At 64.6% G+C, this 25,628-nt stretch carries 23 protein-coding genes; 9 read left to right on the plus strand and 14 right to left on the minus strand.

Annotated features, from left to right (window positions below):
- Positions 1–155: 155 nt before the first annotated feature.
- The 9 genes from AC0L2J_RS13765 to cysG form a co-directional block, all read right to left on the minus strand.
- Positions 156–1,190: a sulfate/molybdate ABC transporter ATP-binding protein gene (locus AC0L2J_RS13765; RefSeq protein WP_007605469.1), complete on the minus strand. Its 1,035-nt coding sequence runs from the start codon at positions 1,188–1,190 to the stop codon at positions 156–158.
- Complete coding sequence (cysW, locus tag AC0L2J_RS13770) at positions 1,180–2,091, minus strand: sulfate ABC transporter permease subunit CysW (RefSeq protein ID WP_473390613.1); 912 nt, start codon at positions 2,089–2,091, stop codon at positions 1,180–1,182. Before cysW ends, AC0L2J_RS13765 begins: the two co-directional genes overlap by 11 nt.
- A gap of 9 nt (positions 2,092–2,100) precedes the next feature.
- Positions 2,101–2,934: a sulfate ABC transporter permease subunit CysT gene (cysT, locus tag AC0L2J_RS13775; protein ID WP_473390617.1), complete on the minus strand. Its 834-nt coding sequence runs from the start codon at positions 2,932–2,934 to the stop codon at positions 2,101–2,103.
- A gap of 36 nt (positions 2,935–2,970) precedes the next feature.
- Positions 2,971–3,972 carry a sulfate ABC transporter substrate-binding protein gene (locus AC0L2J_RS13780; RefSeq protein WP_473390621.1) on the minus strand — a complete coding sequence of 334 codons (1,002 nt, stop codon included), beginning with the start codon at positions 3,970–3,972 and terminating at the stop codon, positions 2,971–2,973.
- 120 nt (positions 3,973–4,092) lie between these two features.
- On the minus strand, positions 4,093–4,824 hold the full coding sequence (locus AC0L2J_RS13785) for a phosphoadenylyl-sulfate reductase (RefSeq protein WP_063994695.1): 732 nt from the start codon (positions 4,822–4,824) through the stop codon (positions 4,093–4,095).
- Positions 4,821–5,336 carry a DUF934 domain-containing protein gene (locus AC0L2J_RS13790; protein ID WP_063994694.1) on the minus strand — a complete coding sequence of 172 codons (516 nt, stop codon included), beginning with the start codon at positions 5,334–5,336 and terminating at the stop codon, positions 4,821–4,823. Before AC0L2J_RS13790 ends, AC0L2J_RS13785 begins: the two co-directional genes overlap by 4 nt.
- Positions 5,323–6,978 carry a nitrite/sulfite reductase gene (locus tag AC0L2J_RS13795; RefSeq protein WP_473390628.1) on the minus strand — a complete coding sequence of 552 codons (1,656 nt, stop codon included), beginning with the start codon at positions 6,976–6,978 and terminating at the stop codon, positions 5,323–5,325. Before AC0L2J_RS13795 ends, AC0L2J_RS13790 begins: the two co-directional genes overlap by 14 nt.
- 11 nt (positions 6,979–6,989) lie before the next feature.
- Entirely contained in the window at positions 6,990–7,307 is a 318-nt protein-coding gene (locus AC0L2J_RS13800) for a DUF2849 domain-containing protein (RefSeq protein WP_007605455.1), read from the minus strand.
- Positions 7,304–8,728: a siroheme synthase CysG gene (cysG, locus tag AC0L2J_RS13805; RefSeq protein ID WP_007605444.1), complete on the minus strand. Its 1,425-nt coding sequence runs from the start codon at positions 8,726–8,728 to the stop codon at positions 7,304–7,306. The genes AC0L2J_RS13800 and cysG overlap by 4 nt, the downstream gene beginning before the upstream one ends.
- Positions 8,729–8,973: 245 nt before the next feature.
- Here cysG and cysD point away from each other — a divergent pair, with 245 nt between their 5' ends.
- From cysD to AC0L2J_RS13820, 3 genes are all read left to right on the plus strand, one after another.
- On the plus strand, positions 8,974–9,768 hold the full coding sequence (gene cysD / locus AC0L2J_RS13810; RefSeq protein ID WP_035974680.1) for a sulfate adenylyltransferase subunit CysD: 795 nt from the start codon (positions 8,974–8,976) through the stop codon (positions 9,766–9,768).
- Positions 9,769–9,787: 19 nt separating this feature from the next.
- Positions 9,788–11,725, plus strand: a complete 1,938-nt coding sequence (gene cysC / locus AC0L2J_RS13815) for an adenylyl-sulfate kinase (protein WP_473390633.1) — start codon at positions 9,788–9,790, stop codon at positions 11,723–11,725.
- A 378-nt stretch (positions 11,726–12,103) separates the two neighbouring features.
- Positions 12,104–14,269 carry a malate synthase G gene (locus AC0L2J_RS13820; protein ID WP_473390637.1) on the plus strand — a complete coding sequence of 722 codons (2,166 nt, stop codon included), beginning with the start codon at positions 12,104–12,106 and terminating at the stop codon, positions 14,267–14,269.
- 67 nt (positions 14,270–14,336) lie between these two features.
- Here the strand turns inward: AC0L2J_RS13820 and AC0L2J_RS13825 are convergent, their stop codons facing one another.
- The gene (locus AC0L2J_RS13825) at positions 14,337–14,492 is read right to left on the minus strand and encodes a Thivi_2564 family membrane protein (protein WP_007599832.1); all 156 of its coding nucleotides are present in this window, start codon (positions 14,490–14,492) and stop codon (positions 14,337–14,339) included.
- A 275-nt stretch (positions 14,493–14,767) separates the two neighbouring features.
- Here AC0L2J_RS13825 and AC0L2J_RS13830 point away from each other — a divergent pair, with 275 nt between their 5' ends.
- The gene (locus AC0L2J_RS13830) at positions 14,768–16,861 is read left to right on the plus strand and encodes a methyl-accepting chemotaxis protein (RefSeq protein WP_473390640.1); all 2,094 of its coding nucleotides are present in this window, start codon (positions 14,768–14,770) and stop codon (positions 16,859–16,861) included.
- Positions 16,862–17,027: 166 nt separating this feature from the next.
- Here the strand turns inward: AC0L2J_RS13830 and AC0L2J_RS13835 are convergent, their stop codons facing one another.
- Both AC0L2J_RS13835 and AC0L2J_RS13840 read right to left on the minus strand, forming a co-directional pair.
- A complete protein-coding gene (locus AC0L2J_RS13835) occupies positions 17,028–17,696 on the minus strand; it encodes a DUF2865 domain-containing protein (RefSeq protein WP_473390644.1) in 669 nt (222 codons plus the stop codon).
- Positions 17,697–17,713: 17 nt separating this feature from the next.
- Positions 17,714–18,520, minus strand: a complete 807-nt coding sequence (locus AC0L2J_RS13840; RefSeq protein WP_473390647.1) for a L,D-transpeptidase — start codon at positions 18,518–18,520, stop codon at positions 17,714–17,716.
- A 209-nt stretch (positions 18,521–18,729) separates the two neighbouring features.
- Here AC0L2J_RS13840 and AC0L2J_RS13845 point away from each other — a divergent pair, with 209 nt between their 5' ends.
- The 5 genes from AC0L2J_RS13845 to AC0L2J_RS13865 all read left to right on the plus strand — a co-directional run bounded on the left by AC0L2J_RS13845 (position 18,730) and on the right by AC0L2J_RS13865 (position 22,851).
- A complete protein-coding gene (locus tag AC0L2J_RS13845; RefSeq protein WP_063994688.1) occupies positions 18,730–19,842 on the plus strand; it encodes an AI-2E family transporter in 1,113 nt (370 codons plus the stop codon).
- A gap of 78 nt (positions 19,843–19,920) precedes the next feature.
- Positions 19,921–20,292 carry an ElaB/YgaM/YqjD family protein gene (locus AC0L2J_RS13850; protein ID WP_007599824.1) on the plus strand — a complete coding sequence of 124 codons (372 nt, stop codon included), beginning with the start codon at positions 19,921–19,923 and terminating at the stop codon, positions 20,290–20,292.
- 76 nt (positions 20,293–20,368) lie between these two features.
- Positions 20,369–20,824 carry a hypothetical protein gene (locus AC0L2J_RS13855; RefSeq protein ID WP_007605433.1) on the plus strand — a complete coding sequence of 152 codons (456 nt, stop codon included), beginning with the start codon at positions 20,369–20,371 and terminating at the stop codon, positions 20,822–20,824.
- A 188-nt stretch (positions 20,825–21,012) separates the two neighbouring features.
- On the plus strand, positions 21,013–22,155 hold the full coding sequence (locus AC0L2J_RS13860; RefSeq protein ID WP_473390650.1) for an OpgC domain-containing protein: 1,143 nt from the start codon (positions 21,013–21,015) through the stop codon (positions 22,153–22,155).
- Positions 22,156–22,242: 87 nt separating this feature from the next.
- On the plus strand, positions 22,243–22,851 hold the full coding sequence (locus AC0L2J_RS13865) for a TetR/AcrR family transcriptional regulator (protein WP_473248292.1): 609 nt from the start codon (positions 22,243–22,245) through the stop codon (positions 22,849–22,851).
- A 7-nt stretch (positions 22,852–22,858) separates the two neighbouring features.
- Here the strand turns inward: AC0L2J_RS13865 and AC0L2J_RS13870 are convergent, their stop codons facing one another.
- Together AC0L2J_RS13870 and ureG are read right to left on the minus strand one after the other, a co-directional pair.
- A complete protein-coding gene (locus tag AC0L2J_RS13870; RefSeq protein ID WP_063994686.1) occupies positions 22,859–24,517 on the minus strand; it encodes a CHASE domain-containing protein in 1,659 nt (552 codons plus the stop codon).
- Between the two features lie 296 nt (positions 24,518–24,813).
- Positions 24,814–25,437: an urease accessory protein UreG gene (gene ureG, locus AC0L2J_RS13875; protein WP_473390657.1), complete on the minus strand. Its 624-nt coding sequence runs from the start codon at positions 25,435–25,437 to the stop codon at positions 24,814–24,816.
- Positions 25,438–25,628: the final 191 nt, after the last annotated feature.

Genomic DNA, 25,628 nt, shown 5'->3' on the forward strand with positions numbered 1-25,628 from the left:
CCCCCAAATCACGGCGGTTGTTGCATACCAACCGTGGCTGAAAGGTGAATATTGAGGAAAAACGACCAAGTCGTTCCGGGGCGATGCGAAGCATCTAACCCGGAATCTCGAGATTCCGGGTCCGGTCCTGCGGACCATCCCGGAATGACGGGGATCTAGCCCGCAAATATCCGGTAGCGCCGGGGCTCCAGGCCGATCGTGTCGCCGGCTCGCAGTTCCCTGCCGCGGGGAGCGTCGATCTCGATGGTCTCTCCGCCTGATAGTGCCACCTCGGCCCGCTGCACGGGGCCGAAATTCCGGACATGCCGCACGGCGCCCTCGAAGGCGCCGCTGCCGGGCGGGCCGACCAGCATGTCGTGTCGCCGCACGAACAGTCTTGACGCGCCAGGCGCAAGGCCATCTGCCGCGAGCCGCAGCGGCCGGTCGCCGAGCGTGATGAGACCGCCGGCGATCAGGACAGGAAGCTCGATGGATTCGCCGATGAAGCTGTGGACGAAGGCGGTCGCCGGGCTCTCATAGACGTCATCGGGCGAGCCGATCTGCTCGATCTTGCCCTTGTCCATCACGACGACGCGGTTGGCGACTTCGAGCGCCTCCTCCTGGTCATGGGTGACGAAGATCGAGGTGACGTTGATCTCGTGGTGCAGCGAGCGCAGCCATTTGCGCAGCTCCTTGCGCACCTTGGCATCAAGCGCGCCGAAGGGCTCGTCGAGCAGCAGGATACGTGGCTCGATCGCGAGCGCGCGGGCCAGCGCGATGCGCTGGCGCTGGCCGCCCGAGAGCTGGCTCGGATAGCGGTCGGCGAGCCAGTCGAGTTGCACGAGATCGAGCAGCTCCTTGACGCGCGCACGGATGGTCGCTTCATCCTTGCGGATCGCGCGCGGCTGCACGCGGAGCCCGAAGGCGACGTTCTCGAACACCGTCATGTGGCGGAACAGCGCGTAGTGCTGGAATACGAATCCGACGTGCCGCTCGCGCGCGCCCTGCGCCAGCGCGTCCTCGCCGTTGAAAGACACCTCACCGGAATCGGGCCAGTCGAGCCCGGCGATGATCCGCAGCAGCGTCGTTTTGCCCGAGCCGGACGGCCCGAGCAGCGCCAGCAGCTCGCCGTCGTTGACCTTGAGGTCGACGCCGTCGAGGGCTGCGAAGCTGCCGAACTTCTTGACGAGATTCCTGACTTCAATGCTCACTTGCGTCATGTCCTTCGTCGAGGTGATTTTCGAGAACGGTTTTCGCGATCAGCGTGATCAGCGCCAGCATCGCCAGCAGCGAGGCGATCGCGAACGCCGCGACGAACTGGTATTCGTTGTAGAGAATCTCGACCAGGAGCGGCATCGTGTTGGTCTCGCCGCGGATATGGCCGGAGACGACGGACACCGCGCCGAACTCGCCCATCGCGCGCGCGTTGCAGAGCAGGACGCCGTAGAGCACGCCCCATTTGATGTTGGGCAGCGTGACGCGGAAGAAGGTCTGCAGGCCTGAGGCGCCGAGCGAGATCGCGGCCTCCTCCTCCTGCGTGCCCTGCTCCTGCATCAGCGGGATCAACGCCCGCGCCACGAAGGGGAAGGTCACGAAGGTGGTCGCAAGCGCGATGCCGGCCACCGCGAACAGGATCTGGACGTCATGATCGCGCAGCCAGCCGCCGAAATAGCCCTGCGCGCCGAACAGCAGCACGAAGACGAGGCCCGAGATCACCGGGCTGACCGAGAACGGCAAATCGATCAGCGTGATCAGGAAGGTCTTGCCCGGGAATTCAAATTTTGCAATCGCCCAGGCCGCGACCAGGCCGAAGACGAGATTGAGGCCGACGGAAATTGCAGCAACCAACAGCGTCAACCTGATCGCGGACAGCGCCTCCGGGTCGGTCAGCGCGGCGAGATAAGCAAGGATACCCCTCGAGAAGGCCTGCGCGAACACCACGACCAGCGGCAGCACGACGAAGACTGAGAGAAAGGTCATCGCCAGCGCGATGATGACGATGCGGACCGCGCGTGGTTCGGTGCGCAGGTTGTTCCGCGCGGCCGCCGCTTGCGCGCGTGCCTTGGCGTCGGGGGCCGGGAGCGAAACCGAATCTGCGATCTGCATCGTCATGATCCGCCCTCAGCGTGCCGGGATCCGGCTCTGCGCCCAGCGCTGGAGCCGATTGACGGCGAAGATAATGACGAAGGACACGACCAGCATGACCACCGCGATGGCGGTCGCATCGGCATAGCGGAATTCAGAGAGCCGGATCACGATCAGCAGCGGCGCGATCTCGGAGACGTTCGGCAGATTGCCGGCGATGAAGATCACCGAGCCGTATTCGCCGACGGCGCGGGCGAAGGCGAGCGCGAGCCCCGTGAGCAGCGCCGGCCCGAGCGAGGGCAGGATCACGCGAATAATGGTCTGCCAGCGGCTCGCGCCGAGGCTGCCCGCCGCCTCCTCGATCTCGGGGTCGAGATCCTGGAGTACCGGCTGCACCGTGCGCACCACGAAGGGGATACCGATGAAGATCATGGCGACGAAGATGCCGACCGGTGTGAACGCCACCTTGATGCCGGCCGCCGCAAGCGGCGCGCCGAGCCAGCCCTTCTCGGCGAACAACGCGGTCAGCGCGACACCGGCGACCGCCGTCGGCAGCGCAAAGGGCACGTCGACGATGGCGTCGAACAGCCGCCTTCCCGGAAAGCGGTACCGCACCAGTGCCCAGACGATGATGCTGCCCATCACCAGATTGACGCAGGCGGCCGCGAAGGCGAGCCCAAAGGACACGCGCAAGGCGTTCAGAGCGCGGCGGCTGGAGAGGATGTTCCAGAACTGCTCGGGGCTCAGCTCGAGCGATTTCAGGAACAGCCCGGCGAGCGGAATCAGGATGATGATCGACAGCCAGGACAGCGTCAGCCCCATGGTGAGACCGAAGCCCGGCAATGTCCGGCGTCGTGCGATTGCGCTCACCAGGCCCCCTGTTTAAGCCCCGCCGACAGCGCCCGATCAGTTCTTGTAGATCTGATCGAAGACGCCGCCGTCGGCAAAATGTTCCCTCTGCGCCTTGGTCCAGCCGTCGAAAAGTTCGTCGATCGTGAACAGCTCGACCTTCGCGAAGGAGTTTTCGTGTTTTTTGGCGATCTCGGGATCGCGCGGACGATAGAAGTTGCGCGCCGCGATTTCCTGACCTTCCTTGGTGTACCAATATTGCAGGTAGGCGTCGGCGGCGTTGCGGGTGCCCTTTTTATCGGCAACCTTGTCGATGATCGTCACCGGCGGTTCCGCCAGGATCGAGAGCGGCGGCGCCACGATCTCGAATTTCTCCGGACCGAATTCCTTGAGCGCCAGGTACGCCTCGTTCTCCCAGGCGAGCAGCACGTCGCCGACGCCGCGCTCGACGAAGGTCACGGTCGCGCCGCGCGCGCCGGTGTCGAGCACCGGCACCTGCTGATAGAGCTTTCCGATGAAATCCTTGGCCCTGTCCGCCGAGCCGTATTTCTTCTGCGCAAAGCCCCATGCCGCGAGATAATTCCAGCGCGCGCCGCCTGACGTCTTCGGGTTCGGCGTGATCACGGCGACACCCGGCTTGAGGAGATCGTCCCAATCCTTGATGCCCTTCGGATTGCCCTTGCGGACCAGGAACACGATGGTCGAGGTGTAGGGCGACGAATTCTGCGGCAGGCGCTTCTGCCAGTCAGCCGTCGTGAGGCCTTTGCCCGCGATGGCGTCGATGTCGTAGGCGAGCGCAAGCGTCACCACGTCGGCCTGCAATCCGTCGATCACGGCGCGCGCCTGCGAACCGCTGCCGCCATGCGACTGCTTGATCTCGACGCTCTTGCCGGTTTCTTTCCGATAGGCACTCGCGAACGCCTTGTTGAACTCGACATAGAGCTCACGCGTCGGATCGTACGATACGTTCAGCAGATTGATGTCGGCGGCGAGAGCCGAGCTTGCCAACATACCTGTCACGAGTAGTCCTGCAGCGAGCGGAACGATACGACGCATCATGTCCATCTCCATTCACATCAATGACGTCGGCGTCATCGATGGCAGGCATAACTCGGGTCGAAACACGCTTAAGTCAACGGAACCGGATTTTCTTGTTCGTAGCCGGGCAGCGTAACTTTGCTACGAAATCTTCATCGTGTGGATGCCGCATTCCGTCTTGGCCCGGCCGCGCCAGCGACCCGCACGCTCATCCTCGCCCTCAGTCGTTCTGCTCGTGCATGGCATACACCCAACCGACAGAAATCCCGACGCAACCAGAGGATGACGCGGCAATTTGGCGCGGGCGAAGATCGCCTCGAGTTCCTCGCGCGAAACATTGGCGAAGGGATTGAACTTCAACCGCGCGCCGTCGTCCTCGACCACCGGGATGTCGGCGCGCGAGTTGCCCTGGAAGCGCTTGCGGCCGTTGAGCCATGCGTCGAACGGCTTCAGCGCCCGCGCCAGCGGCTCGACCTTGCGGATACGGCAGCAGGCGTCGGGATCGGAGAACCAGAGGTCGCGGTCGGGATCTTCGCGCGACAGCGTCTCCTCGGCGGGCGTGATCGAGCGGACATCCTTCAGGCCGAGCATCGCAATCAGCGCATCGCGATAGGCCAGCGTCTCCTCGAACAGCCAGCCGGTGTCGAGGAAGATCACCGGGATCGCCGGATCGACATCCGCCATGACCTTGAGCAGCGTCGCCGATTCCGTGCCGAAGGACGACACCAGCGCAAGCTTGTCGCGCCCGACCGCCTTCAGCGCAGCGGCGATGATTTCGGCGGGCGAGGCATCGCGCAAGGCACGATCGAGCTCCTCCGCCGAGGGCAGCGCAGAGGCGGAGATTGACGAAACTGGGGGCGCGATTGCGTTCACGTGCCGACACCTTCGGAGTGACGCAGTTGCATGCGCCGGTGCAGCGCCGTGATGCGGCCGTCACCGGTCGGCTGGTAGAACACCGAATAGCGCTTCGCGGTCTGCATGAAGGCTTCCGCGTCGGCCTGCTTCTTGACGTCGAAGGAATCGAAGCCCGCACGCAGCATGAACACGAACTGGTCCCGCAGGATCTGGCCCGTCGCACGCAATTCGCCGCGGTAATTGTAGCGCTCGCGCAGCAGCCGCGCCTGGCTGTAAGCGCGTCCGTCGCGGAAGGTCGGGAACACCAGCGCGACGACGGCGATCTTGCCGAGATAGGGCACCAGCTCGGCGATGTCGCGATTGTTCGGCCAGATCACACCGACCTTGCCGGTTCGCTTGAGCAACGCATCCGCCTCGGCGACGAAGCGCTCGGCCGGCACGAGGATGTCGCCGCCCTCGGGCAGCGGCGTGTCGACGGCGAGCTTGACGAAGCTGTCGTCGGCGATCTTTCCGCCGTTAACGAGTGGCATAGACGCGCTCCTTGAAGGGTTCGACGCCGAGGCGTTTTACGGTGTCCATGAACAGCTCTTCAGGCCGCTCGCGCAGCGCCAGATAAGCTTCCACGATGTCCTCGACGACATCGGCGACCTCGTCGAACTTCACGCCGGGGCCGATCAGATTGCCGAGTGCGGCACTCTCGTCGGCGCGCCCGCCGATGGTGATCTGGTAGACCTCCTCGCCGTTCTTCTCAACGCCGAGAATGCCGATGTGACCGACATGGTGATGGCCGCAGGCGTTGATGCAGCCGGAGATATTGATGTGCAGCCGGCCGATCAGATTGGCCAGCTCGTGATTGGCGAAGCGCCGCGTCAATTCCTGCGCGATCGGGATCGAGCGCGCATTGGCCAGCGAGCAATAGTCGAGGCCCGGGCAGGCGATGATGTCGGTGATCAGATTGACGTTCGGGGTCGCCAGCCCGAGCTTGTCGAGCGCCTTCCACAGCGCCGGCAGGTCGCGCTTGGCGACATGCGGCAAAGCGAGGTTCTGCTCGTGGCCGACGCGGATCTCACCGAACGAATATCTGTCGGCAAGATCGGCAAGCGCATCCATCTGCTCGGCGGTAGCGTCACCCGGAGGCGCCCCGATCGGCTTCAGCGAGATCGTGACGATGGAATAGCCCTGGACCTTGTGCGGGGCCACCGAGTTCTTGCGCCATGCCTCGAAATCGGGATCCGCCGCGGCCTGCCGCAGTTCGTCCGGCATGTGCGGCAGCTTCTCGTAGGCGGGATAGGTGAAGCGCGAACGGATGTCCTCGACAACCTCGTCATCGATCAGGAGCGAGGAGTTGCGGATGTGCTGCCACTCCTCCTCGACCTCGCGCGAGAACTTCTCGATGCCGAGCTCGTGCACGAGGATCTTGATGCGCGCCTTGTAGATGTTGTCGCGGCGGCCGTACTGATTATACACTCGCAGGATCGCCTCGATATAGCTGAGAATGTCGCGGCCATGCACGAAGTGCTTGATAGTCTTGCCGATGAACGGCGTGCGTCCGAGCCCGCCGCCGACCAGCACCTCGAAGCCGGTCTCGCCCTTCTCGTTCTTGATCAGCTTCAGCCCGATGTCGTGGATCTTGATCGCGGCGCGGTCGTGGTCCGACGCGGTGATCGCGATCTTGAACTTGCGCGGCAGGAACGAGAATTCCGGATGCAGCGTGGTGTGCTGGCGGATCAGCTCCGACCAGATGCGGGGATCCTCGATCTCGCCGGGCGCGACGCCGGCCCACTGGTCCGAGGTGACGTTGCGCATGTTGTTGCCGGAGGTCTGCATCGCATGGATGCCGACCTCGGCGAGATCGGCCAGCGCATCCGGCAGCTCGGCAAGCTTGATCCAGTTGAACTGGATGTTCTGCCGGGTCGTGAAATGGCCGTAGCCGCGGTCGTATTTGCGCGCGACGTGGGCGAGCGCATGCAACTGGTTCGACGCCAGCGTCCCGTAGGGGATCGCGACGCGGAACATGTAGGCGTGCAGTTGCAGATAGACGCCGTTCTGAAGCCGCAGGATCTTGAACTCGTCCTCGGTGAGCTCGCCGGACAGGCGGCGCTTCACCTGGTCGCGGAATTCCGAGACGCGCTCGTTGACGAGCGTACGGTCGATTTCGTCGTAAGCGTACATGAGAGAATGCCTTAAACCTGGACCGGCTGTCCGATGGTCACGCCGGTGCGGCGGATCTGTTCGCGCAGATTGCCGGGCTCGATCTTGCCGTCCGCGCCGACCTGCACCGGCGCGATATAGGGACCGATTGCGCCGACGTCATCGGCCACGGACTCCGCAAGCAACGCTTTCGCCTCGTCGGAGTTGCGCACGATCGCGGCTTCCGACAAGTCCGCGGACCAGCTCTTGGCGGCGGTGCGGTAAACCACGATGCCGTCCCAGGTGCGGTTGGCGGTCACGACCGAGGGGCCGGCGATCTTGATCTTCTTCTGTTCAAGCGGGGAGGTCATTCGGCTGCATCCAATAGGTCAGAGATGATTTGCTTTGGGGTTTGGCGACGAAGCGAACCGGCATGCCGGAGCACATCGCCGATGATGAGAATGGCGGGACCGCCGTTGGTCCGGCGGACCAGCTCAGGCAGGTCGCGCAGCGTGCCGATCGCGCCTTGCGCATCGAGCCGCGTGACCCGGGCGAACACGCCGACCGGCGTCTCCGGCGAACGACCGGCGGCCAAGAGGCCGGCGCGTATGGCCGGCGCAGCCGTCATGCCCATGTAGACCACGACGGTCATCCTGGCGTCGGTCAGCGTCGACCAGTCCACGACTTCCGCGTCGCGCGCCTTGTGCGCGGTGAGGAAGGTGATGCGGGTCGCTTCGTTCCGATAGGTGAGCGGCACCTCGAAATCGGCGGCACCGCCGAGCCCTGCGGTGATGCCGGGAATGATCGAATAGGCAACGCCGGCGGCACGCAACGCTTCGACTTCTTCGCCGCCGCGGCCGAACACGAAGGGATCGCCGCCCTTCAGCCGCACCACACGCTGGCCGGATTGCGCGGCCTCGATCATGCGCGTGTTGATGGCGTCCTGCCCGATGCCGGGCTTGCCGACGCGACGGCCGACCGGCACGCGCGTGGTGTCACGGCGGATGCGGTCGAGAACTTCAGGCGAGACCAGTTCGTCATGGAAGACGATGTCGGCGTCCTGGAGCGCGCGCAGCGCCTTGATGGTGAGCAAATCCGGATCCCCCGGACCGGCGCCAACCAGCGCGACCGAGCCTTCCGGCTTGTCGGCGCGCGCGAACGCGGATGGATCGGAAATCGCCTTGAGCGCTGCGTCCGCCTCGCCTTTGCGGCCGGCCAGAACGGCGGCGCCGATCGGACCGTCGATGACGCGCTCCCAGAAGCGGCGGCGGAGCGGAAACTCGGCAATACGTTCGTTGATGGATTTGCGGAAGCCGCCGATGAACTCGGCGAGCTCGCCGATGCGCGCCGGCAGCAGTGCCTCGATCTTCTCGCGCACGCGCCGCGCCACCACCGGCGACGTGCCGCCAGTGCCGACGGCGACGACGACATCGCCGCGATCGACGATCGCCGGGAAGATGAAGCTCGAATGCTCGAGATCATCCATGACGTTGACGGGCAGGCCGAGCGCCTTGGCGCGGACCGACATCGCCACGCCGACATCGCCAGCGCCGGCGCAGACGACCGCGATGATTCCCGAGAGATCGGCTGTCAGCGGATCGGCGGCCGCGATGTCGATACGCGCGGCGTGCCCGGAGCTCAGACCCAGGTCCTGATTGCCGTCGGTCGCATGCACGCGAATGCGCGCACCGGCCGCAGCGAGCACGCGCAGCTTGGCGCGCAGAAGCTCACCCGCGCCGATGAGGACCACCGGACCGGCCTTGAGATCGAGGAACACCGGCAAGAACCGCATACGATACTCGCTCCCCCCAGATCCGGGGTTGACTGGAATTATTTTCTATATATGTGTCGTTTCGAGCGCGCAAAGAGAAAATTTTTTCTTCTCTCTTGCACCGCAACTATAGAATTTTCGCCTTCAAACGCAAAGTGGCAGAGATGCATCTTCTCAAGGACAATTCCACTGCTGTCGGGTTGGGCAGCCCGGCCGCGGCCGAGCGCGCGCGCACGCAAGAATTTTCTGTCGACCTTGCCCCGAGCATGGACCATCTCGACCAGCTCGAGGCCCAGAGCATCTATATCTTCCGCGAAGCCTTCGGCCGCCTCAAGAAGATCGCCCTGCTGTGGTCGCTCGGCAAGGACTCGAACGTCATGATTTGGCTGGCGCGCAAGGCGTTCTTCGGCCGTCTGCCGTTCCCGGCCCTCCATGTCGACACCGGCAAGAAGTTTCCGGAGATGTATCGCTTCCGCGATCACTACGGGAAGGAATGGGATCTCGATCTGCGCGTCGAGCCCTGCCCGCCGATTGATGCCGTCGACCCAACGCTGCCGCCGGCCGCCCGTTCCGCCGCCCGCAAGACCGAGGGCCTCAAGATGGCACTCGGCAAATACGGTTTTGACGGCCTGATCGCCGGCATCCGCCGCGACGAGGAGGCGACGCGTGCCAAGGAGCGCGTGTTCTCGCCACGTGGGCTCGAAGGCAATTGGGACGTGCGCGACCAGCCGCCGGAATTCTGGGATCACTTCAACGCGTCGCCGCCGCAAGGCGCGCATTTGCGCATCCATCCGATCCTGCATTGGACCGAGTCCGATATCTGGGCCTACACCAAGCGCGAGAACATCCCGATCATCCCGTTGTATCTGTCGCAAAACGGCAAGCGCTATCGCTCGCTGGGCGATCAGGACATCACCAATCCGGTCGCCTCAAACGCGTCGACGATCGACGAGATCCTGATCGAGCTCGAGCAGACCAAGGTGCCGGAACGTTCCGGCCGCGCGCTCGACCACGAGACCGAGGATGCATTCGAGCGCCTGCGTGTCGCCGGCTATCTCTGATCAAGGACGCGAGCGTCGTATGAACATGATCGTCACCCCCGCTTCGCCCGCCACTCCGAACGGCACCACGTCGATGCCAAATGGCACGACGCGACCGCAGGTCCGCATCGTCATTGTCGGCCATGTCGATCACGGCAAGTCGACGCTGGTCGGCCGCCTCTTGCACGAGACCGGCAGCCTGCCCGACGGCAAGCTCGAGATGCTCAAGGCCGTCAGCGCGCGGCGCGGCATGCCGTTCGAATGGTCGTTCCTGCTCGACGCGCTTCAGACCGAGCGCGACCAGGGCATCACCATCGACACCACGCAGATCCGCTTCCGCACCAATTCGCGCGACATCGTGCTGATCGACGCACCGGGCCACGCCGAATTCCTGCGCAACATGATCACCGGCGCCTCGCAGGCCGACGGCGCGGTGCTGATCATCGACGCGCTCGAAGGCGTGCGCGACCAGACAAGGCGGCACGGCTATCTCCTGCATCTGCTCGGCGTGAAGCAGGTCGCGGTCGTCGTCAACAAGATGGACCGCGTCGACTTCTCCGCCGAGCGCTTCAAGGAGATCAGCGACGAGATCTCGGCGCATCTGCAAGGCCTCGGCGTGAAGCCCACGGCCGTGATTCCGATTTCCGCCCGCGACGGCGACGGCGTCGCCGAGCGCACCGACCGGATCGGCTGGTACAAGGGCCCGACCGTGGTCGAGGCGCTGGATCGGCTCGAACCGGCGCGGCCGCTGGAAGCGCTGGCGCTGCGCTTGCCGGTGCAGGCGATCTACAAATTCGACGATCGCCGCATCGTTGCGGGCCGGATCGAATCCGGCAGCCTGGTTGCCGGCGACGAAATCGTGATCATGCCGGCCGGCAAGATCGCCAGGATCAAGACGGTCGAGAGCTGGCCGGTGACGCCGGTCGCGGGCCGACAGGGTGCTGGCCGCTCTGTCGGCATCACGCTCGACCGCGAATTGTTCGTCGAGCGCGGTGATATCATCGCGCATACCAACAGCGCGCCGCGCGAGACGCGACGGCTGCGCGCGCGGATCTTCTGGCTGCACGACAAGCCGCTGGCCAAGGGCGACCAGCTCCTGGTTCGCTGCGGACCGAAGGAAAGCCGCGCCACGGTCGTCGCAATCGAGAAGGCGGTCGATCCGGGCGAGCTGTCGAGCGTCGAGAACAAGGCAATCGGCCGCAACCATGTCGGCGAGATCGACATTTCCCTTTCGAATCCGATTGCCACCGATCCCTACACGGAAAATCCGCGCACCGGCCGTCTCGTGATCGAGGTGTCCGGGCGCATCGCCGGCGGCGGTCTGGTGCTGTCGGTCGATGCCGGCCAGCGCGCCGTGCCCGTCGACATCGTGCCGGTGGAATCCGCGCTGCGGCCCGACGAACGCTCCGCGCGCTATCGTCACAACGGCGCCGTGGTCTGGCTCACCGGCCTCCCCGCCTCCGGCAAGTCGACTCTCGCAAAAGCGCTGGAGCGGCGGCTGTTCAGCAATGGCGGCTCACCGATCCTGCTCGACGGCGACACGCTGCGCGCCGGGCTCAACAGCGATCTCGGCTTCTCCGCCGCCGATCGCAGCGAGAACATCCGCCGTCTCGCCGAAGTCGCGACACATCTCGCCCGTAACGGCCACATCGCCATTGTCGCTGCGGTCTCGCCCGCCCGCGAGGACCGCGCCACCGCGCGCCGCATCGCCGACACTTCGTTCCGCGAGATCCACGTCGCGACGCCGGCGGAAATTTGCGAGGAGCGCGACCCCAAGGGCCACTACAAAAAGGCCCGCGCCGGCACGCTCGCGTCGTTCACCGGTATCCTCAACAACTACGAGACGCCGCAAGCAGCCGAGCTCGTGATCGAGACCTCGACGCGGACGGTCGCCGAGGCGGCGGACGAGATTGAACAGATGCTCAAGACGACCGGCGTGCTGTTCGACGAAGTCGTGGACCTCGCCGCGAATATTTGACGGCGCCGATTATCGCGCCACATCATCGGAGTCGTCCCGGCGAAGGCCGGGACCCATACCGCGCGATCTGTCGGTGGGGATGGGGCGCGAATCCCGGACTACTAATCTTTGTCAAATTTCTCCCTGTGGTTATGGGTAACGGCCTTCGCCGGGACGACGCCGGGGAGAGATCACGCTCATTGCTTTGGCATTTGACGCTTAGGTGCCTTCCTCGCCGGCCTGCCCCACCGCCTTGACATTTTGACAACTTTTGGGGGCCTTCTCACGGCCCCGATTTTGGGGCTAATAAGATCCTGAAAGCCGCCCCTTATGGGCGCATTTTGCTGCTGTCGGGTCAAAAGCAGCCAAAAACAGCCATTTCCAACGAGAAAGCCCATCATGAAACGCGTCGATGCCCACGGATTGAAGATCGCTCCCGTCCTGTTCGATTTCATCGCCAAGGAAGCGGCCCCGAAGACGGGAATCGCGCCGGATGCGTTCTGGGCCGGGCTCGCCGCCATCATCAAGGAGTTGGGGCCGAAGAACCGCGCGCTGCTGGCGGAGCGCGACACGCTGCAGACCAAGATCGACGACTGGCACCGCGCCAACAAGGGCAAGGCGTTCGACCTCAATGCCTATACCGCCTTCCTGAAGGAGATCGGCTATCTCGTCCCTGAGCCGGCGACGCAGAAGGTCGAGACCGCCAATGTGGACGAGGAGATCGGCACGATCTGCGGCCCGCAGCTGGTCGTGCCCCTGACCAACGCACGCTATGCGCTGAACGCGGCGAATGCGCGCTGGGGCTCGCTCTATGACGCCTTCTACGGCACCGACGCGATCCCGCACGATCCGTCCGAGAGCGGCAAGGGCTACAACAAGGCGCGCGGCGACAAGGTCATCGCCAAGGCAAAAGCGTTCCTCGATTCCGCGGTGCCGCTGGCGACCGGCAGTCACACCGACGTCACCGCCTATAGCGTGGTCGCGGGCCAGCTCGCGGTGAAGCTGAAGAGCGGCAATGCCACCGCGCTGAAGAACGCCGCGCAATTCGCAGGCTTCCAGGGCGATACGGCCGCACCGAGCGCGGTGCTGCTCGCCAACAACGGCCTGCATGTCGAGGTGAAGATCGACCGCACCAGCGCGATCGGCAAGGACGATCCGGCCGGCGTCGCGGACATGGTCATGGAGTCCGCGGTCTCAACCATTCTCGACATGGAAGACTCGGTCGCGGCGGTCGACGCCGAGGACAAGGTGCTGGTCTATCGCAACACGCTCGGCCTGATGAACGGCACGCTGTCGGCCGATTTCGAAAAGGGCGGCAAGACGTTGACGCGCTCGCTCAATGCCGATCGCAGCTACAAGACGCCTGACGGCAAGGGCGAGGTCAAGCTGCACGGCCGCAGCCTGCTCCTGATGCGCAATTGCGGTCACCACATGTTCACCGACGCGGTGCTGGACGACAAGGGCGAGGAGATTCCGGAAGGCTTGCTCGACGCCGCCGTCTCCGGGCTTCTTGCCGTGCACGACTTGAAAGGCAACTCCAAGGTCAGGAACAGCCGCACCGGCTCGGCCTATATCGTCAAGCCCAAGATGCACGGCCCCGACGAGGTGTCGCTGACCTGCGAGATCTTCGACCGCGTCGAGAAGATGCTGTCGCTGCCCGAGAACACGCTCAAGGTCGGCATCATGGACGAGGAGCGGCGCACCACCGTCAACCTCAAGGCCTGCATCCAGCGCGCCTCCAAGCGCATCATGTTCATCAACACCGGCTTCCTCGACCGCACCGGCGACGAGATCCACACATCGATGGAAGCGGGTCCGATGATCCGCAAGAACGAGATGAAGGCGCAGCCCTGGATCAAGTCCTATGAGGACTGGAACGTCGATATGGGCCTGACCTGTGGCCTGCCCGGCCATGCCCAGATCGGCAAGGGCATGTGGGCCGCGCCGGACAAGATGGCGGACATGCTGGCCCAGAAGCTCGCTCATCCGCAGGCCGGTGCCACCACCGCGTGGGTGCCTTCGCCGACGGCCGCGACGCTGCACGCGCTGCACTACCACCAGGTCAACGTCACCGCGCGCCAGCAGGAGCTCGCCAAGGGCGGCCCGCGGGCAAAGCTCGAGGACATCCTCACCATCCCGGTGTCGAAGTCGAACTGGGCGCCCGACGACGTCAAGCAGGAGATCGACAACAACTGCCAGGGCATTCTGGGCTATGTCGTGCGCTGGATCGACCAGGGCGTCGGCTGCTCCAAAGTGCCTGACATCCACGACGTCGGCCTGATGGAAGACCGTGCCACCTTGCGCATCTCCAGCCAGCACCTCGCCAACTGGCTGCACCAGGGCGTCATCACCGAAGCGCAGGTGATGGAATCGCTCAAGCGCATGGCGGTCGTGGTCGACAAGCAGAACGCCGGCGATCCCGTCTACAAGCCGATGGCGCCCGCCTTCGACGGCACAGCCTTCAAGGCGGCGAGCGACCTCATCTTCAAGGGACGCGAGCAGCCCAACGGCTACACCGAATACATCCTCACCGCCCGCCGCCGCGAGGCGAAGGCGGCGGGATAAGCCCGAATAAGCGAGCACCAAAAGCCCCGGCTCACGCCGGGGCTTTTTTGTTGGAGCAGTAGCCCGGCTAGAACACTGCCAAATATTTCAGCAGCGACACGATACCGATGATGATGACGACAACGCGCGCGATCTGCTTGGCGCGGCCGTCCATCGGCAGCATGTTGATGAGGTAAAGTACGAGAATGACGACGAGAAAGGTGACGAGGACGCCGACCAACATTGCTAGGACCCCCCTTTTAGGCCAGTTGCGGACGCTCTCTCAACGCACAACTCCCGTGCCGGTTCCATTGATGCAACCCTCTGCAACTTCTAGTAATTCCGTACTTCTACCGTCAGTCGGCCTGCCTAAAACTTTACCCTTTTCCTTTCAGATGCAGTCACCGTTTGGGCCCTGAGCCACAAACGGCATGCGATTGCCTGGTCTTGCGTGCCCCTCTTTTCCGATGTTGCCCGGGGCGATTTCACGAACTTTGTCATGGGAATTGGGGGACTTCGATGCTGAATCGTCTGACCGTATCCGCGCTGCTGAAGGCGGTGATCGCGATCACGTCGGTTTGCGTGGTGATCGCACTCTCGCTCACCGCCTACGAGTCCTGGGATCGCCTGAAGACCGCCAACCGCATCTCGCAGATCGCCGTCACGTCCGCCGATCTGTTCAAGGCGATGCACAATCTGCGCACCGACCGCTCGACGACCAACCGCCTCCTGAACGCGACCGAGCCGATGGACGGCGAGATCGAAAAATACCTGCGCGCCTTGCGCGATGCCCAAATGTCCGCCATGGCGCGCGCGCTCGAGCTGCTGCCCAGTATGGACTTCCCACAGTCGGGCACCCTGGTACCGGAGCTCGCGCGTCTGTTCAAATTGTTGACCGAAGAGCAGAAGCAGTTCTGGGAGGATGTGGCCAAGCCGAAGGACCAGCGCCGCGCCGGCCTGCCCAAGGAATACATGGAGACGACGCAGGGCCTGCTCGACACGCTCGACAAGCTCTCGAACACGTTGGCCGCCACGGTCAATCACCTGGACGCCACGATCGACCAGCTCCTGTCGATCAAGCAGAACGCCTGGCTGCTCCGCAACACCGCAGGCGAGGCGTCGCTGATCGTCTCGACCGGGCTTGCCGCCGGCAAAATCACGCCGGAAGGCCGCTACGCCTATACCCAATATGTCGGCGGCACGAGCGCAATGTGGAAGGCGCTGGAGTTGTCGACGTCCGGCATGCAGTTGCCGGCGGGGCTCGCCTCCGCGATGGCCTCCGCCAAGACCTCCTATTTCGAGCCGCAATATCTGGCCTTGCGCGACCGTCTCGCCGACGCGCTGGTCAAGGGTGAGAAGCCCGAGATGACGGCGAACCAATGGAGCCCGGTCACGGTCGGCCGCATGGCGAGCGCGGTCGCAGTAGCAGAAGGTGCGCTCGATGCTGCCAAGATCCACACCCAGGAGCAGCGCGGCGCCGCAGAGCGCGCACTGATCGTGCAGCTGACGCTGCTGGCGCTCGCCGTGGGCCTTGCCGTCGGCGCGATCATGCTGGTCAGCCGCCGCGTCATCACTCCGCTCAATACCATTCGGGACGCCATGCTGAAGGTCGCCGGCGGCGACCTTGCCGTCGACAGCGGTTATCTCGACCGCAGCGACGAAATCGGCGCGCTTGCCGGCGCGCTGGAGACGTTCAAGCAGCAGGCCAACGAGAAGCTCAAGATCGAGGCACAGGAGCGCGAACGCAATGCGGGCGCCTCCGCGCGCCAGCGCGCGGTCGAGACCTATGTCGGCGAGTTCGAGGGCGCGGTGCGCAAGACGCTCGGCGAATTGAGCGAAGCCTCCGGCGAAATGCGCAAGACCTCGGGCGATCTCTCCGCGGTGTCGCGGCAGACCAACGACCGCGTGCAGGTCGCGGGCAAGGCCTCCAATGACGCCTCCATGAGCGTCGACAGCGTCGCCGCCGCAGCCGAAGAGCTCAGCGCCTCGATCAACGACATCAGCCAGCAGGCCGCGCATGCCGCGGGCATCGCCAGCCGCGCCGTGACCCAGGCGCGCGACACCGACGGCACGGTGCAGGGTCTTCAAAAGTCGGCCGGCCGCATCGGCGAGGTCGTCGGCCTGATCAACACCATTGCGCAGCAGACCAATTTGCTCGCGCTCAATGCCACGATCGAGGCGGCACGCGCCGGCGAAGCGGGGCGCGGCTTTGCCGTAGTCGCCTCGGAGGTGAAGTCGCTGGCGAGCCAGACGGCCAAGGCGACCGAGGAGATCTCCGAGCAGATCGCCGATATCCAGAAGGTCGCGGGCGACGCCATCAGCGCGATCCAGACCATCGGCGGCATCATCGGCGAAGTGAACGAGGTCGCGACCGCAATCGCTGCCGCCGTGCAGGAGCAGGGTGCGGCCACGCAAGAGATCACCCGCAGCACCCAGTTTGCGGCGCAGGGCACCAGGAACGTCTCGGACAACATCACCGGCGTCAAATCCGATGCTGACGCTGCGGCCGCCGCCGCCGACAACGTGAAGCACGCCTCCGAGATGCTGGAGAGCCAGAGCCGCCAGCTCGGCCATGAGGTCAGCGACTTCCTCGGCAAGATCCGCGCGGCTTAGGGTGGGCCTTTAAAGAGAGTCGCGCCCACACCCTCGGTGTCGTCCTGGCGGAAGCCAGGACCCATAACCACCGCCGTCCGCAATAGGCAGGCTGGTGGTTAGCGGTGCGGGCCCACATCGGCATTCGGGGTAATGGGTCCTGGCTTTCGCCAGGACGACATTGACGCTACTCCTTCGCCACAACCGGCACTTGGCGGAATCTTGCGCGCACCGAATCCGGCAGCGGGGAGAAATTCATCGCGACACCGCGGCGGTCGTTGGCATTGCGGCTGGCGACCACCAGACCGTCGGCGCCCGCGACGATGTCGCCCTTGCGCAAGGTGGGATCGTCGTCGATCTTGACCTGGGCGAGCCCGACCGGATCCTTGCCGTTGCAGGTGCAGCCCGCCACGATCTCGTTGCGGTACCGGAAGGCGTTCGGCAGGTCGGAATAGGATTTCCCCTTGTCCGTCGTCGCGTCGTCGATGTTGCCGCCATAGACCAGCGAGGTCTCCGAGGCCGGGCAGAAGCTCTTGCAGGATTGCGCCTTGCTCTCGGAATCATTTCCCTGCGCCGGGAAATAACGTCCGTCGCAGCCGCGCACACAATAGGCCGTGCCACCGCCATAGGAGGCCCGCTGGCGCGGCGTGTCATAGCGCGGCGTGTCGTAGCGCGGCGCGTCATCGGTCTGGAACGGCATGCGGATCTCGGGCGCCGCCCGCCCGCGGAAGCCGCCGAATAGCGCCGAGAAAAACTCCTCCGCATGGGCCGATGGCGTCAGCGCGAGGCCGAAGGAGGCAACGGCGACGAATGCCGCCGCGCCACCGGCGAGTTTGCCGATCGAACGTCTCTTCATGTGACCTCACTCGGCCCTTAGTTCACGGCCGAATTCGAAATGTTCAGCGCCTGCCGGCCCGAGGGCAGCGCCGTCACTGCCGGGCGCTTGCGCACGGAATCGCCGCCTTTCGCCATCAGCGGCGCGTTCTTCGGCAGTACGACCACCTTGGCGCCGACATTGACACGTCCGAACAGGTCGGTGACGTCCTCGTTGGTCATGCGGATGCAGCCGGACGAGACGAATTTGCCGATCGTGGTGGGATCATTGGTGCCATGGATGCGGTATTCGCTCGACCCGAGATACATCGCACGCGCGCCGAGCGGATTGCCGGGGCCGCCTGCGACGAAGCGAGGCAGATAGGGCTGGCGCGCAATCATCTCAGCCGGCGGATGCCAGTCCGGCCACTCCGCCTTGCGGCTGACGCTCTGCACGCCCGACCAGGTGAAACCTTCGCGCCCGACGCCGACGCCATAACGGATCGCGCGGCCCTGGCCGAGCACGTAGTAAAGATAAGTATTGTTGGTATCGATGACGATGGTACCGGCCGGCTCGCTCCGGTCGAAACTGACAATCCGCTTCCGCAGGCGATCGGGCAGCGCGGCATCCTCGTCGGCGGCCTGCGCGCTCTGGCTTGCATAGCCTTGGTTCGCATAGCCTTGGTTTGGATAGCCCTGGCCTGGATAGCCCTGGTCCTGCAGGTAGCCCTGACCCTGCGGATAGGTGTAGCCCAGAGTCTGTGCGCTTGCGGCGCCGAACGGCACCGCCAGCAAAGCGGTTGCGAACGCGAAAGCGGTGATGCGGCGCGGCGATAAGCGGCGTCGGACTGGAGAGAACTTCGTCATGTGCTGCCCCGTTGGATGCCTGCATCAGGGTGATGCGCTGGTTTGATCAACGCGGTCGAACCGCCACAAGTTCCGCGGCGCGATGCAGCAGCCACGTCACAGTCAAGAGAGCGCTTCTTCACGAAGCCGCGATGGAACCCGCAGGGCGCTTTGACGTTCTCTCCTGATCATGGGCGCGAGGACCGAAGACTCCGTGCCGGAGAGGTATTGTGCGCGTCCTTCCCAGTGAACGTATGACTTCCGGCAACGGCGAAGGCACTCCGCTTCCCGAGAGCCACGGCGAACTCCCGCCGGTGATCCGCCGCACCGAGCTCGTCGCCTTCTCGCTCGCCGGACTGCTCCTCATCGCAATCGTCGCGGTGCTCTATGTCGGAAAGGCGTTCTTTCTGCCTGTGGTGATGGCGTTCGTCACCGGCACGATGCTCTCGCCGGCAGCGACCTTCCTGGAGAAACGGAAAGTGCCGCGGAGCCTCGCCGCCGCGCTGATCGTGTTCGCGGTGACCGCCGTAGTCGGCTTCATCGTCGCGCTGATCGCCTCGCCGGCGATGGAATGGAGTTCGCGCCTGCCCGAACTCGGCGCGCAGTTGAAAGACAAGGTCCACGTGTTCGACCGGCCGCTGGCGCTGTGGCGAGAGCTGCAGTTGATGCTCGGCGGCTCGGAGGGATTGCCGAGTTTCCAGATGCCGAAATTCGATTGGGTGCAGCCGACGATCGAATTCCTGTCACCGACCTTTACCGAATTTCTGCTGTTCTTCGTCACCCTGATCCTGTTCATCGCCAGCTGGCGCGACCTGCGACGGGCAATGATCATGACCTTCAGCGATCATGAGGCACGGCTGCGCACGCTTCGCATCCTCAATGAGATCGAGGTCCATCTCGGCAACTATCTCTTGACCGTGACCCTGATCAATGTCGGCGTCGGCGTCGCCGCCGGCATCGTCTGCGCGCTCACCGGAATGCCCAATCCGGCTGGCCTCGGCGCGCTCGCGGCCACCCTCAATTTCATTCCGATCATCGGACCGGTGGCCATGTTCGCCATTCTGGTCGTGGTGGGACTGGTCACCTTCCCGACCGTCAGCGGCGGCCTGATGGCGGCGCTCGCCTTTGGCGGCATCACCTTCCTGGAGGGACATTTCGTCACGCCGACCATCATCGGCCGGCGGCTGGCGCTCAATGCGCTCGCGGTGCTGCTGGCGCTGGCGTTCTGGACCTGGCTGTGGGGCCCGATGGGCGCGTTCCTGTCGTCGCCGCTGCTGATCGTCGCCCTGATCCTGAAGGAGCATCTGTTGCCGCAGGATTCGCCGCAGCTCCCGCAGGACTGACCGGTTTCCGTGAACGGAACTTACCCGACGACGAAACGTTTCCCGGCTGTCTCAACCGTCAACAGCTCGGAGCCCCTGATGTCCACCACCAATGCCGAAGCCGGGATGAGAGACTGGACCGACAAAGCCACCCGAGAACGCCTCGAGAAGGATGTAGCAGCCGTGAAAAGCGATATCGCCGCCCTCACCGATCAGATCACCGACGCGCTCAATACTTTTGCCAACTCGTCCGGCAAGCAGGCCCGCCGCGGCTATCGCCAAGCGCGCGAAAACGTGGATTCCGCGATCGACGACATGTCGGAGCGCGGTAGCGCGATGATGGGCGCGGCACAGGAGGCCTACGGCTCGATCGAGGAGACGCTGGAGGACGCGATCAGCCAGCGGCCGCTCGCGACCGTCGGGCTCGCGCTCGGCATCGGCTTCCTTATCGGCGCGGCCTGGCGCCGCTGAGGTTGCGAACTTGTATCGAGACGGTGGCGCAGCGGCGCCGCCGGTGCCGGCTTGTGGGGATTTGAGGAGCAACGCCATGTTTCAGCGCATCATCGACGGGATCAGCGCATCCACCGGCACCACTGTGCGGCTGACCTCGCTGGCAGCAGGCGCGGCGTTCGCACTGTTCATCACCACGTGCTTCCTGTGCGCGGCGGCATTCATCTCGGTGCTCAACAAATATGGTCCGGTGCAGGCCTGCCTTGCCGGTGCAGGCGTTTTCTTTCTGCTGACCTTGGCCGCGGCGGTGAGCTATTGGGTCTACAAACGGCAGTTGCGCAAGCAAGCTCATATCGCGGCCGAGCGCGCCACGAAGTCGGCGGCCTCGAGCATGCTCGCGGATCCCATGCTGCTCGCCACCGGACTCCAGATCGTTCGCGCCGTCGGGATTAAGCGGCTGTTGCCGATCCTGGCGATCGGCGGCGTCGCCCTCGGAATCATGGCGAGCCGCGCCGGCGCACCCGACGAGGTCTCGGCTGAACCTGCCGAGTAGCGGCTAGCGCGCGTTAGAATATTTCGTCGTAGGTCCCGCAAGCGCAATCTTTCGGAATTCGACGCTGGCGGCGCCGCGCCAAATTTCCGTCGCCCGGCGCGAATGTCCCCCACTCACGCAAACGCTACTCGGATAGGCAGGCGGTTGCCGCTAAAAGCAGCGCCCCTGATTCCAAAAGTCATTTTTCGATGAAACCGTCCGTCCAGGCGAACCTCGCCGCATTCCATCACGACCCCCGGCTCTATTTGACGCTTGGCATCGCCAACTGGTCGGTTTTCGTCGACCACATCCCGAACAACGTCGTCAATTTGCTGACGCTGCGCAACTTCGGCTTCAGCGGCGCCGCAGACTTGTTCGTATTCGTGGTGGGCTATGGCGTCGCGATCATTCACGGCAGGATAGCGCTGGAGCGCGGCTACGTCGTCGCAGCGACGCGCATCTTTCGCCGCGTCTGGCGGCTGTACGCCGCCTATGTCGTGCTGTTCGTGATCTATATCGACACCATCGCCTATGTCGCCTCGCAATCCAAGGCGCCCGAAATCATCCACGAATACAACATATCGGGAATTCTCGAGCACCCGCTGCGCATCCTGGTGCGTGGCCTCGTGCTCCAGGAGGAGCCGCTGAATCTCGATCTGTTGCAGCTTATGATCCCGCTGATGGCCTTCTTTCCGTTCGCGCTGTGGGGGCTGTTGCGGCGGCCGAACCTGACGCTTGCGGCATCGGTCGCGCTGTACGTCGCGGCGCGCTGGTTCGACTGGAATTTCCATGTCTATCCGGACCAGGAGTGGACCTTCAACCCATTCTGCTGGCAGATGCTGATGGTGCTGGGCGGCTGGTTCGCCGTGACCGGAGCGTCGGGCCGCGCGCTGCACGGCCTGTCCTGGCTGCGCGTGCTTGCAGGCGCCTATCTCGTATTCGGGATGGCGATCACGCTGATGCGCCACTCGCCGGCGCTTGCCGCCTACCTGCCGGACATCGTGCTCGACAACATCACGCCGACCGACAAGGAAAACCTCGCACCGTATCGCGTGGTCCACTTCCTCGCGCTCGCTTTCATCGCGACACATCTCGTCCCGGCCGATCATCCCGGCCTGCAATGGAGATCGCTACGGGCGGTCATCCGATGCGGCGAGGAATGGCTCGCGGTGTTCTGCGTCGGCGTATTCCTGTCCCTCGCCGGCCATCTCATCCTGATCACCGGCGCCAATCTGGTGGTGATGCAGATCGCCGTGAGTCTGGCCGGCTTCGCGGCGATGGCCGCGGTCGCATATTACATCGCCTGGTCGAAGCGGCAGGACCTGCCCGCGGCCTTGCGGCAACAGGCCTAGCCCGGCACCTTCCGATTCCGCTAGGCCCGCCATCACGGCTGGGCTATGCGGAGCGGCAGCGGATTGCGCGAGGAGGCCGGCGTGGTGATGGCGAATGGCGGGGGTGAGGGAGCCGACACCGCGCCCCGGCGCGGCCGGCCAAGGTCGATCGAGACCACCAACGCCATTCTCCAAAGCGCCTATGCGTTGATGGCCACCACCGGCCTTGCCGCCACCACCATCGACGCGATCGCGCGCCACTCCAGCGTCTCCAAGATGACGATCTACAAATGGTGGCCGTCCCGCGAAGCCTTGCTGATCGACGCCTTTCTTCACCATGCCGCGCAGATGCTGCCGCTGCCGCCTGCAAGCTCGGGCAGCCCCGCCGCGCGCGCACGCCGCCATGCCGCCGCCTATGCCGAAGCCCTCCAGGGCGAGTTCGGCAAGGTCCAGCTCGCCGTCATCTCCGAATGCATCTCCAAGACCGGCTCGGCGGAGCTGTTCTACGCCCGCTACCTGCAATTCCGCCGTGACGCGCTGATCGAGATGATCGCCGCAGGCCAGAGCGACGGCAGCATTCTGGCGGAAGCACCGCCGCAGGATCTCTACGACGCGATCTATGGCAGCCTGTTCTACCGCTACGTCTTCGGCATCGCGCCGATAACGCCGGCCTACGCGCGGACTCTGGTTGACCTCGTGCTGCGGCCGACGAGCTAGCCTGGAATTACCGCGCCGGCCGGATCGGTGCTGACAGCTTGTCGGTGCGGTCGCGCTCGGTCATGTCCTCGACCGTCTCCATCGGCGCGGTCAGCTCGTAGACATAGGAGACGTCGGTGAAATAGCGCTTGGCGGTGCCGCCGAGCGCCTCGGGCGCGACGCGGTCGAGCAGGATCAGGCCGAAGTCGGAATCGGGGCGGCGCGTCGCTTCGCTGGTGTTGAACTCCTCCCAGCGGAAATAGAAGACCTCGCCGGCCCCCTCGTTCGTCACCGTCCAATTGGCAGTGATGTGCGGATGCTTGCCGACCAGCGACAGGCCCTCGTCGGAGTGCGAGGCGAGCTCGAAGAACAGCAGCGACAGGCTCTGCGCCGCGCGCGCGCTGACTGCGATATCAGGGCCGGTGACGGCGATGCGGTCGGCATGCGGGATGGCGCGCGCCTCGAACAGGCCCTTCAGCTTGACACCCTGCCACTGGCTCTCGCTCAGCAGCGAGACGACGTTGGACATGGCGTGGATGCGGCCGATCAGGAGCTCGCGCGCGACATCGATGTCGGAGCCATGGCGCAGCGTGCGGGTCACGATCGACTGGATCACCGCCAGGATGTTTTTGACCCGGTGGTTGAGCTCGTCGATGACAGCGGTCAGCCGGCGCTCGAAACCGATTCTGACCTGGATTTCCCGGCTGAGCCGCAAATTGTTGTAGGCGACATAGCCGAACAAGCCGCACACCATCGCGGTGATCGCAAGGCCGATCGCCGCCACGATGATCGCAGTCTGCTCGGCGCGGCGCGCCGAATTGGTCTTGGCGTAATAGCCGAGCTGCCAGTCGCGACCACCGAAGCTCACCGTGCGCGTCGCCGACGGCGCCGGCCCATCCGCCGCCGTCGTGCGGGCAGAGACCACGCCTTGATCGTTGGCGACGAGCTCGCCGCCCTCCCGGCGCGGATCCTTCAGCGCGACCGCGAACAACGACATGTCGTCGTTGGTCAGCATCAGGGAAGAGAGCTCGTAGGAAAATGTGATGAAGCCCGCCGGCTCCGTTGCGCCCTCTGGGATGACGGGAGCGGCCACAATGATGCCGATCGGCCCGCCGATACGCAGGAGGGCAACCGGTTCTGAGGCAACCGACCTCTTCTCCACTCTGGCGCGCGCCAGCATGGCGCCGCGCACCTGATCCTGGTCGTAACTGCGGCCGGGCAGCCCCTTGGTCTCGTTGCTGCGCGGCTCGAGATCCATCAGCACGTCGATCGGCTGGGTGACACCTGCCGGATCGATCGGCTTGTCGTCATAGCTGCGGATTCGCGGATTGGGGAAGCCGGCGCTCGCGATGGCGGCCTGCGCTGCGGCAAGCTCGTTCGGCTTCAGTCGGGCGATCCAGCCCGCCACCACAAAATCGGTCTTGAAGGCGTAGATGGCCGAGCGCAGCGGCTCGAGCATGTTGGGTTTGAGCACCGACGGCGCCCGGAACAGCCCGGAGGCAACCCGCGCGAGCAGTTCGCGCTCGGTGAGCCGGTCCTGGACCAGGCTCGCATGGACGTCGATCGCGCGTGCCAGCGCGATCCGGTCCAGCGCCAGCTCCTGGTCGTGGACGCGATAAGCCGCAAGCCCGGAGAGCAGGGCTCCGAGCAGAGCAATGAAGCCAATGATGAAACCCAGCCTGACCACGCGACTACTCAGGCGAAAGCAGGAGGTCGGCAATAAACACGGAGCATATGGACGCCGCTCGAACGGGCACGTGCCGAAACAGGGTGAACCCCAATGGCCGGGATAATGAAGGAGGAGGCATCGGTACGCAACTTGGTCGCCTGAGAAGCTTAAATCGGCCCGCCGATGGTCGGGCCGGGATGGATTTGCTCCGGGCACCGGAGGTAATCAATTGCCGTGACCGAAATTTGTTCCGCGGACACGGCTTTGCCCAACGCGTTAACGGGGGAAACGCCTGCGTTAGGTCGTCGCGGCGGTCAGCCGGCCCGTTTCAAGCCGCCTTTGGCCTCAATGAAGCCGATGATGCGGTCCAGCCCCTGGCTCTTCTTCAGGTTGGTCATGACGAACGGCCGCTCGCCGCGCATGCGCCTGGCGTCCGTCTCCATCTTTTCCAGGGAGGCGCCGACATGGGGCGCCAGGTCGATCTTGTTGATGACAAGGAGGTCGGACCGGGTGATGCCGGGGCCGCCCTTGGACGGAATCTTGTCGCCGGCGGCCACGTCGATGACGTAAATGGTGAGATCGGCGAGCTCGGGGGAAAAAGTGGCAGCGAGGTTATCACCGCCGGATTCGATCAGCACGAGATCGAGCCCGGGAAACTTGGCGCGCATATCCGCCACCGCGGCGAGATTCATCGAGGCGTCCTCGCGGATCGCGGTGTGCGGGCAGCCGCCGGTCTCGACCCCGGCAATGCGATCCGGCGTCAGCGAGCCGGAGCGGACAAGAAATTCCGCATCCCATTTGGTGTAGATGTCGTTGGTGATCGCGGCGATGTCGTAGCGCTCGCGCATGGTCTTGCAGAGCAGGTCCATCAGCGCGGTCTTGCCCGATCCGACCGGACCGCCGATACCGACACGCAAGGGGCCGTGAGATTTCGACATGTAACTCACTCTCTCTTAACGTCGTCCCGGCGAAGGCCGGGACCCATAGCCACCGAACTCAGTTGATGTGGCGGGCTGTGGCCACATCCCTCCATCTCCACAAAGATTCGTGGTTATGGGTCCCGGCCTTCGCCGGGACGACAGAGTGAGGCTCGTGCTCAAGATCTGAACAGCCGCGTATATTGCGTCTC

The sequence above is a fragment of the Bradyrhizobium sp. MV1.5 genome (assembly GCF_055807615.1).

Coding starts and splice junctions, on each gene's coding strand:
- cysW (WP_473390613.1), bottom strand. CDS start 2,091: ATGACGATGCAGATCGCAGATTCGGTTTCGCTCCCGGCCCCCGACGCC.
- AC0L2J_RS13780 (WP_473390621.1), bottom strand. CDS start 3,972: ATGATGCGTCGTATCGTTCCGCTCGCTGCAGGACTACTCGTGACAGGT.
- AC0L2J_RS13790 (WP_063994694.1), bottom strand. CDS start 5,336: ATGCCACTCGTTAACGGCGGAAAGATCGCCGACGACAGCTTCGTCAAG.
- AC0L2J_RS13795 (WP_473390628.1), bottom strand. CDS start 6,978: ATGTACGCTTACGACGAAATCGACCGTACGCTCGTCAACGAGCGCGTC.
- AC0L2J_RS13800 (WP_007605455.1), bottom strand. CDS start 7,307: ATGACCTCCCCGCTTGAACAGAAGAAGATCAAGATCGCCGGCCCCTCG.
- cysG (WP_007605444.1), bottom strand. CDS start 8,728: ATGCGGTTCTTGCCGGTGTTCCTCGATCTCAAGGCCGGTCCGGTGGTC.
- cysD (WP_035974680.1), top strand. CDS start 8,974: ATGGACCATCTCGACCAGCTCGAGGCCCAGAGCATCTATATCTTCCGC.
- cysC (WP_473390633.1), top strand. CDS start 9,788: ATGAACATGATCGTCACCCCCGCTTCGCCCGCCACTCCGAACGGCACC.
- AC0L2J_RS13820 (WP_473390637.1), top strand. CDS start 12,104: ATGAAACGCGTCGATGCCCACGGATTGAAGATCGCTCCCGTCCTGTTC.
- AC0L2J_RS13825 (WP_007599832.1), bottom strand. CDS start 14,492: ATGTTGGTCGGCGTCCTCGTCACCTTTCTCGTCGTCATTCTCGTACTT.
- AC0L2J_RS13830 (WP_473390640.1), top strand. CDS start 14,768: ATGCTGAATCGTCTGACCGTATCCGCGCTGCTGAAGGCGGTGATCGCG.
- AC0L2J_RS13835 (WP_473390644.1), bottom strand. CDS start 17,696: ATGAAGAGACGTTCGATCGGCAAACTCGCCGGTGGCGCGGCGGCATTC.
- AC0L2J_RS13840 (WP_473390647.1), bottom strand. CDS start 18,520: ATGACGAAGTTCTCTCCAGTCCGACGCCGCTTATCGCCGCGCCGCATC.
- AC0L2J_RS13850 (WP_007599824.1), top strand. CDS start 19,921: ATGTCCACCACCAATGCCGAAGCCGGGATGAGAGACTGGACCGACAAA.
- AC0L2J_RS13855 (WP_007605433.1), top strand. CDS start 20,369: ATGTTTCAGCGCATCATCGACGGGATCAGCGCATCCACCGGCACCACT.
- AC0L2J_RS13860 (WP_473390650.1), top strand. CDS start 21,013: ATGAAACCGTCCGTCCAGGCGAACCTCGCCGCATTCCATCACGACCCC.
- AC0L2J_RS13865 (WP_473248292.1), top strand. CDS start 22,243: ATGGCGAATGGCGGGGGTGAGGGAGCCGACACCGCGCCCCGGCGCGGC.
- ureG (WP_473390657.1), bottom strand. CDS start 25,437: ATGTCGAAATCTCACGGCCCCTTGCGTGTCGGTATCGGCGGTCCGGTC.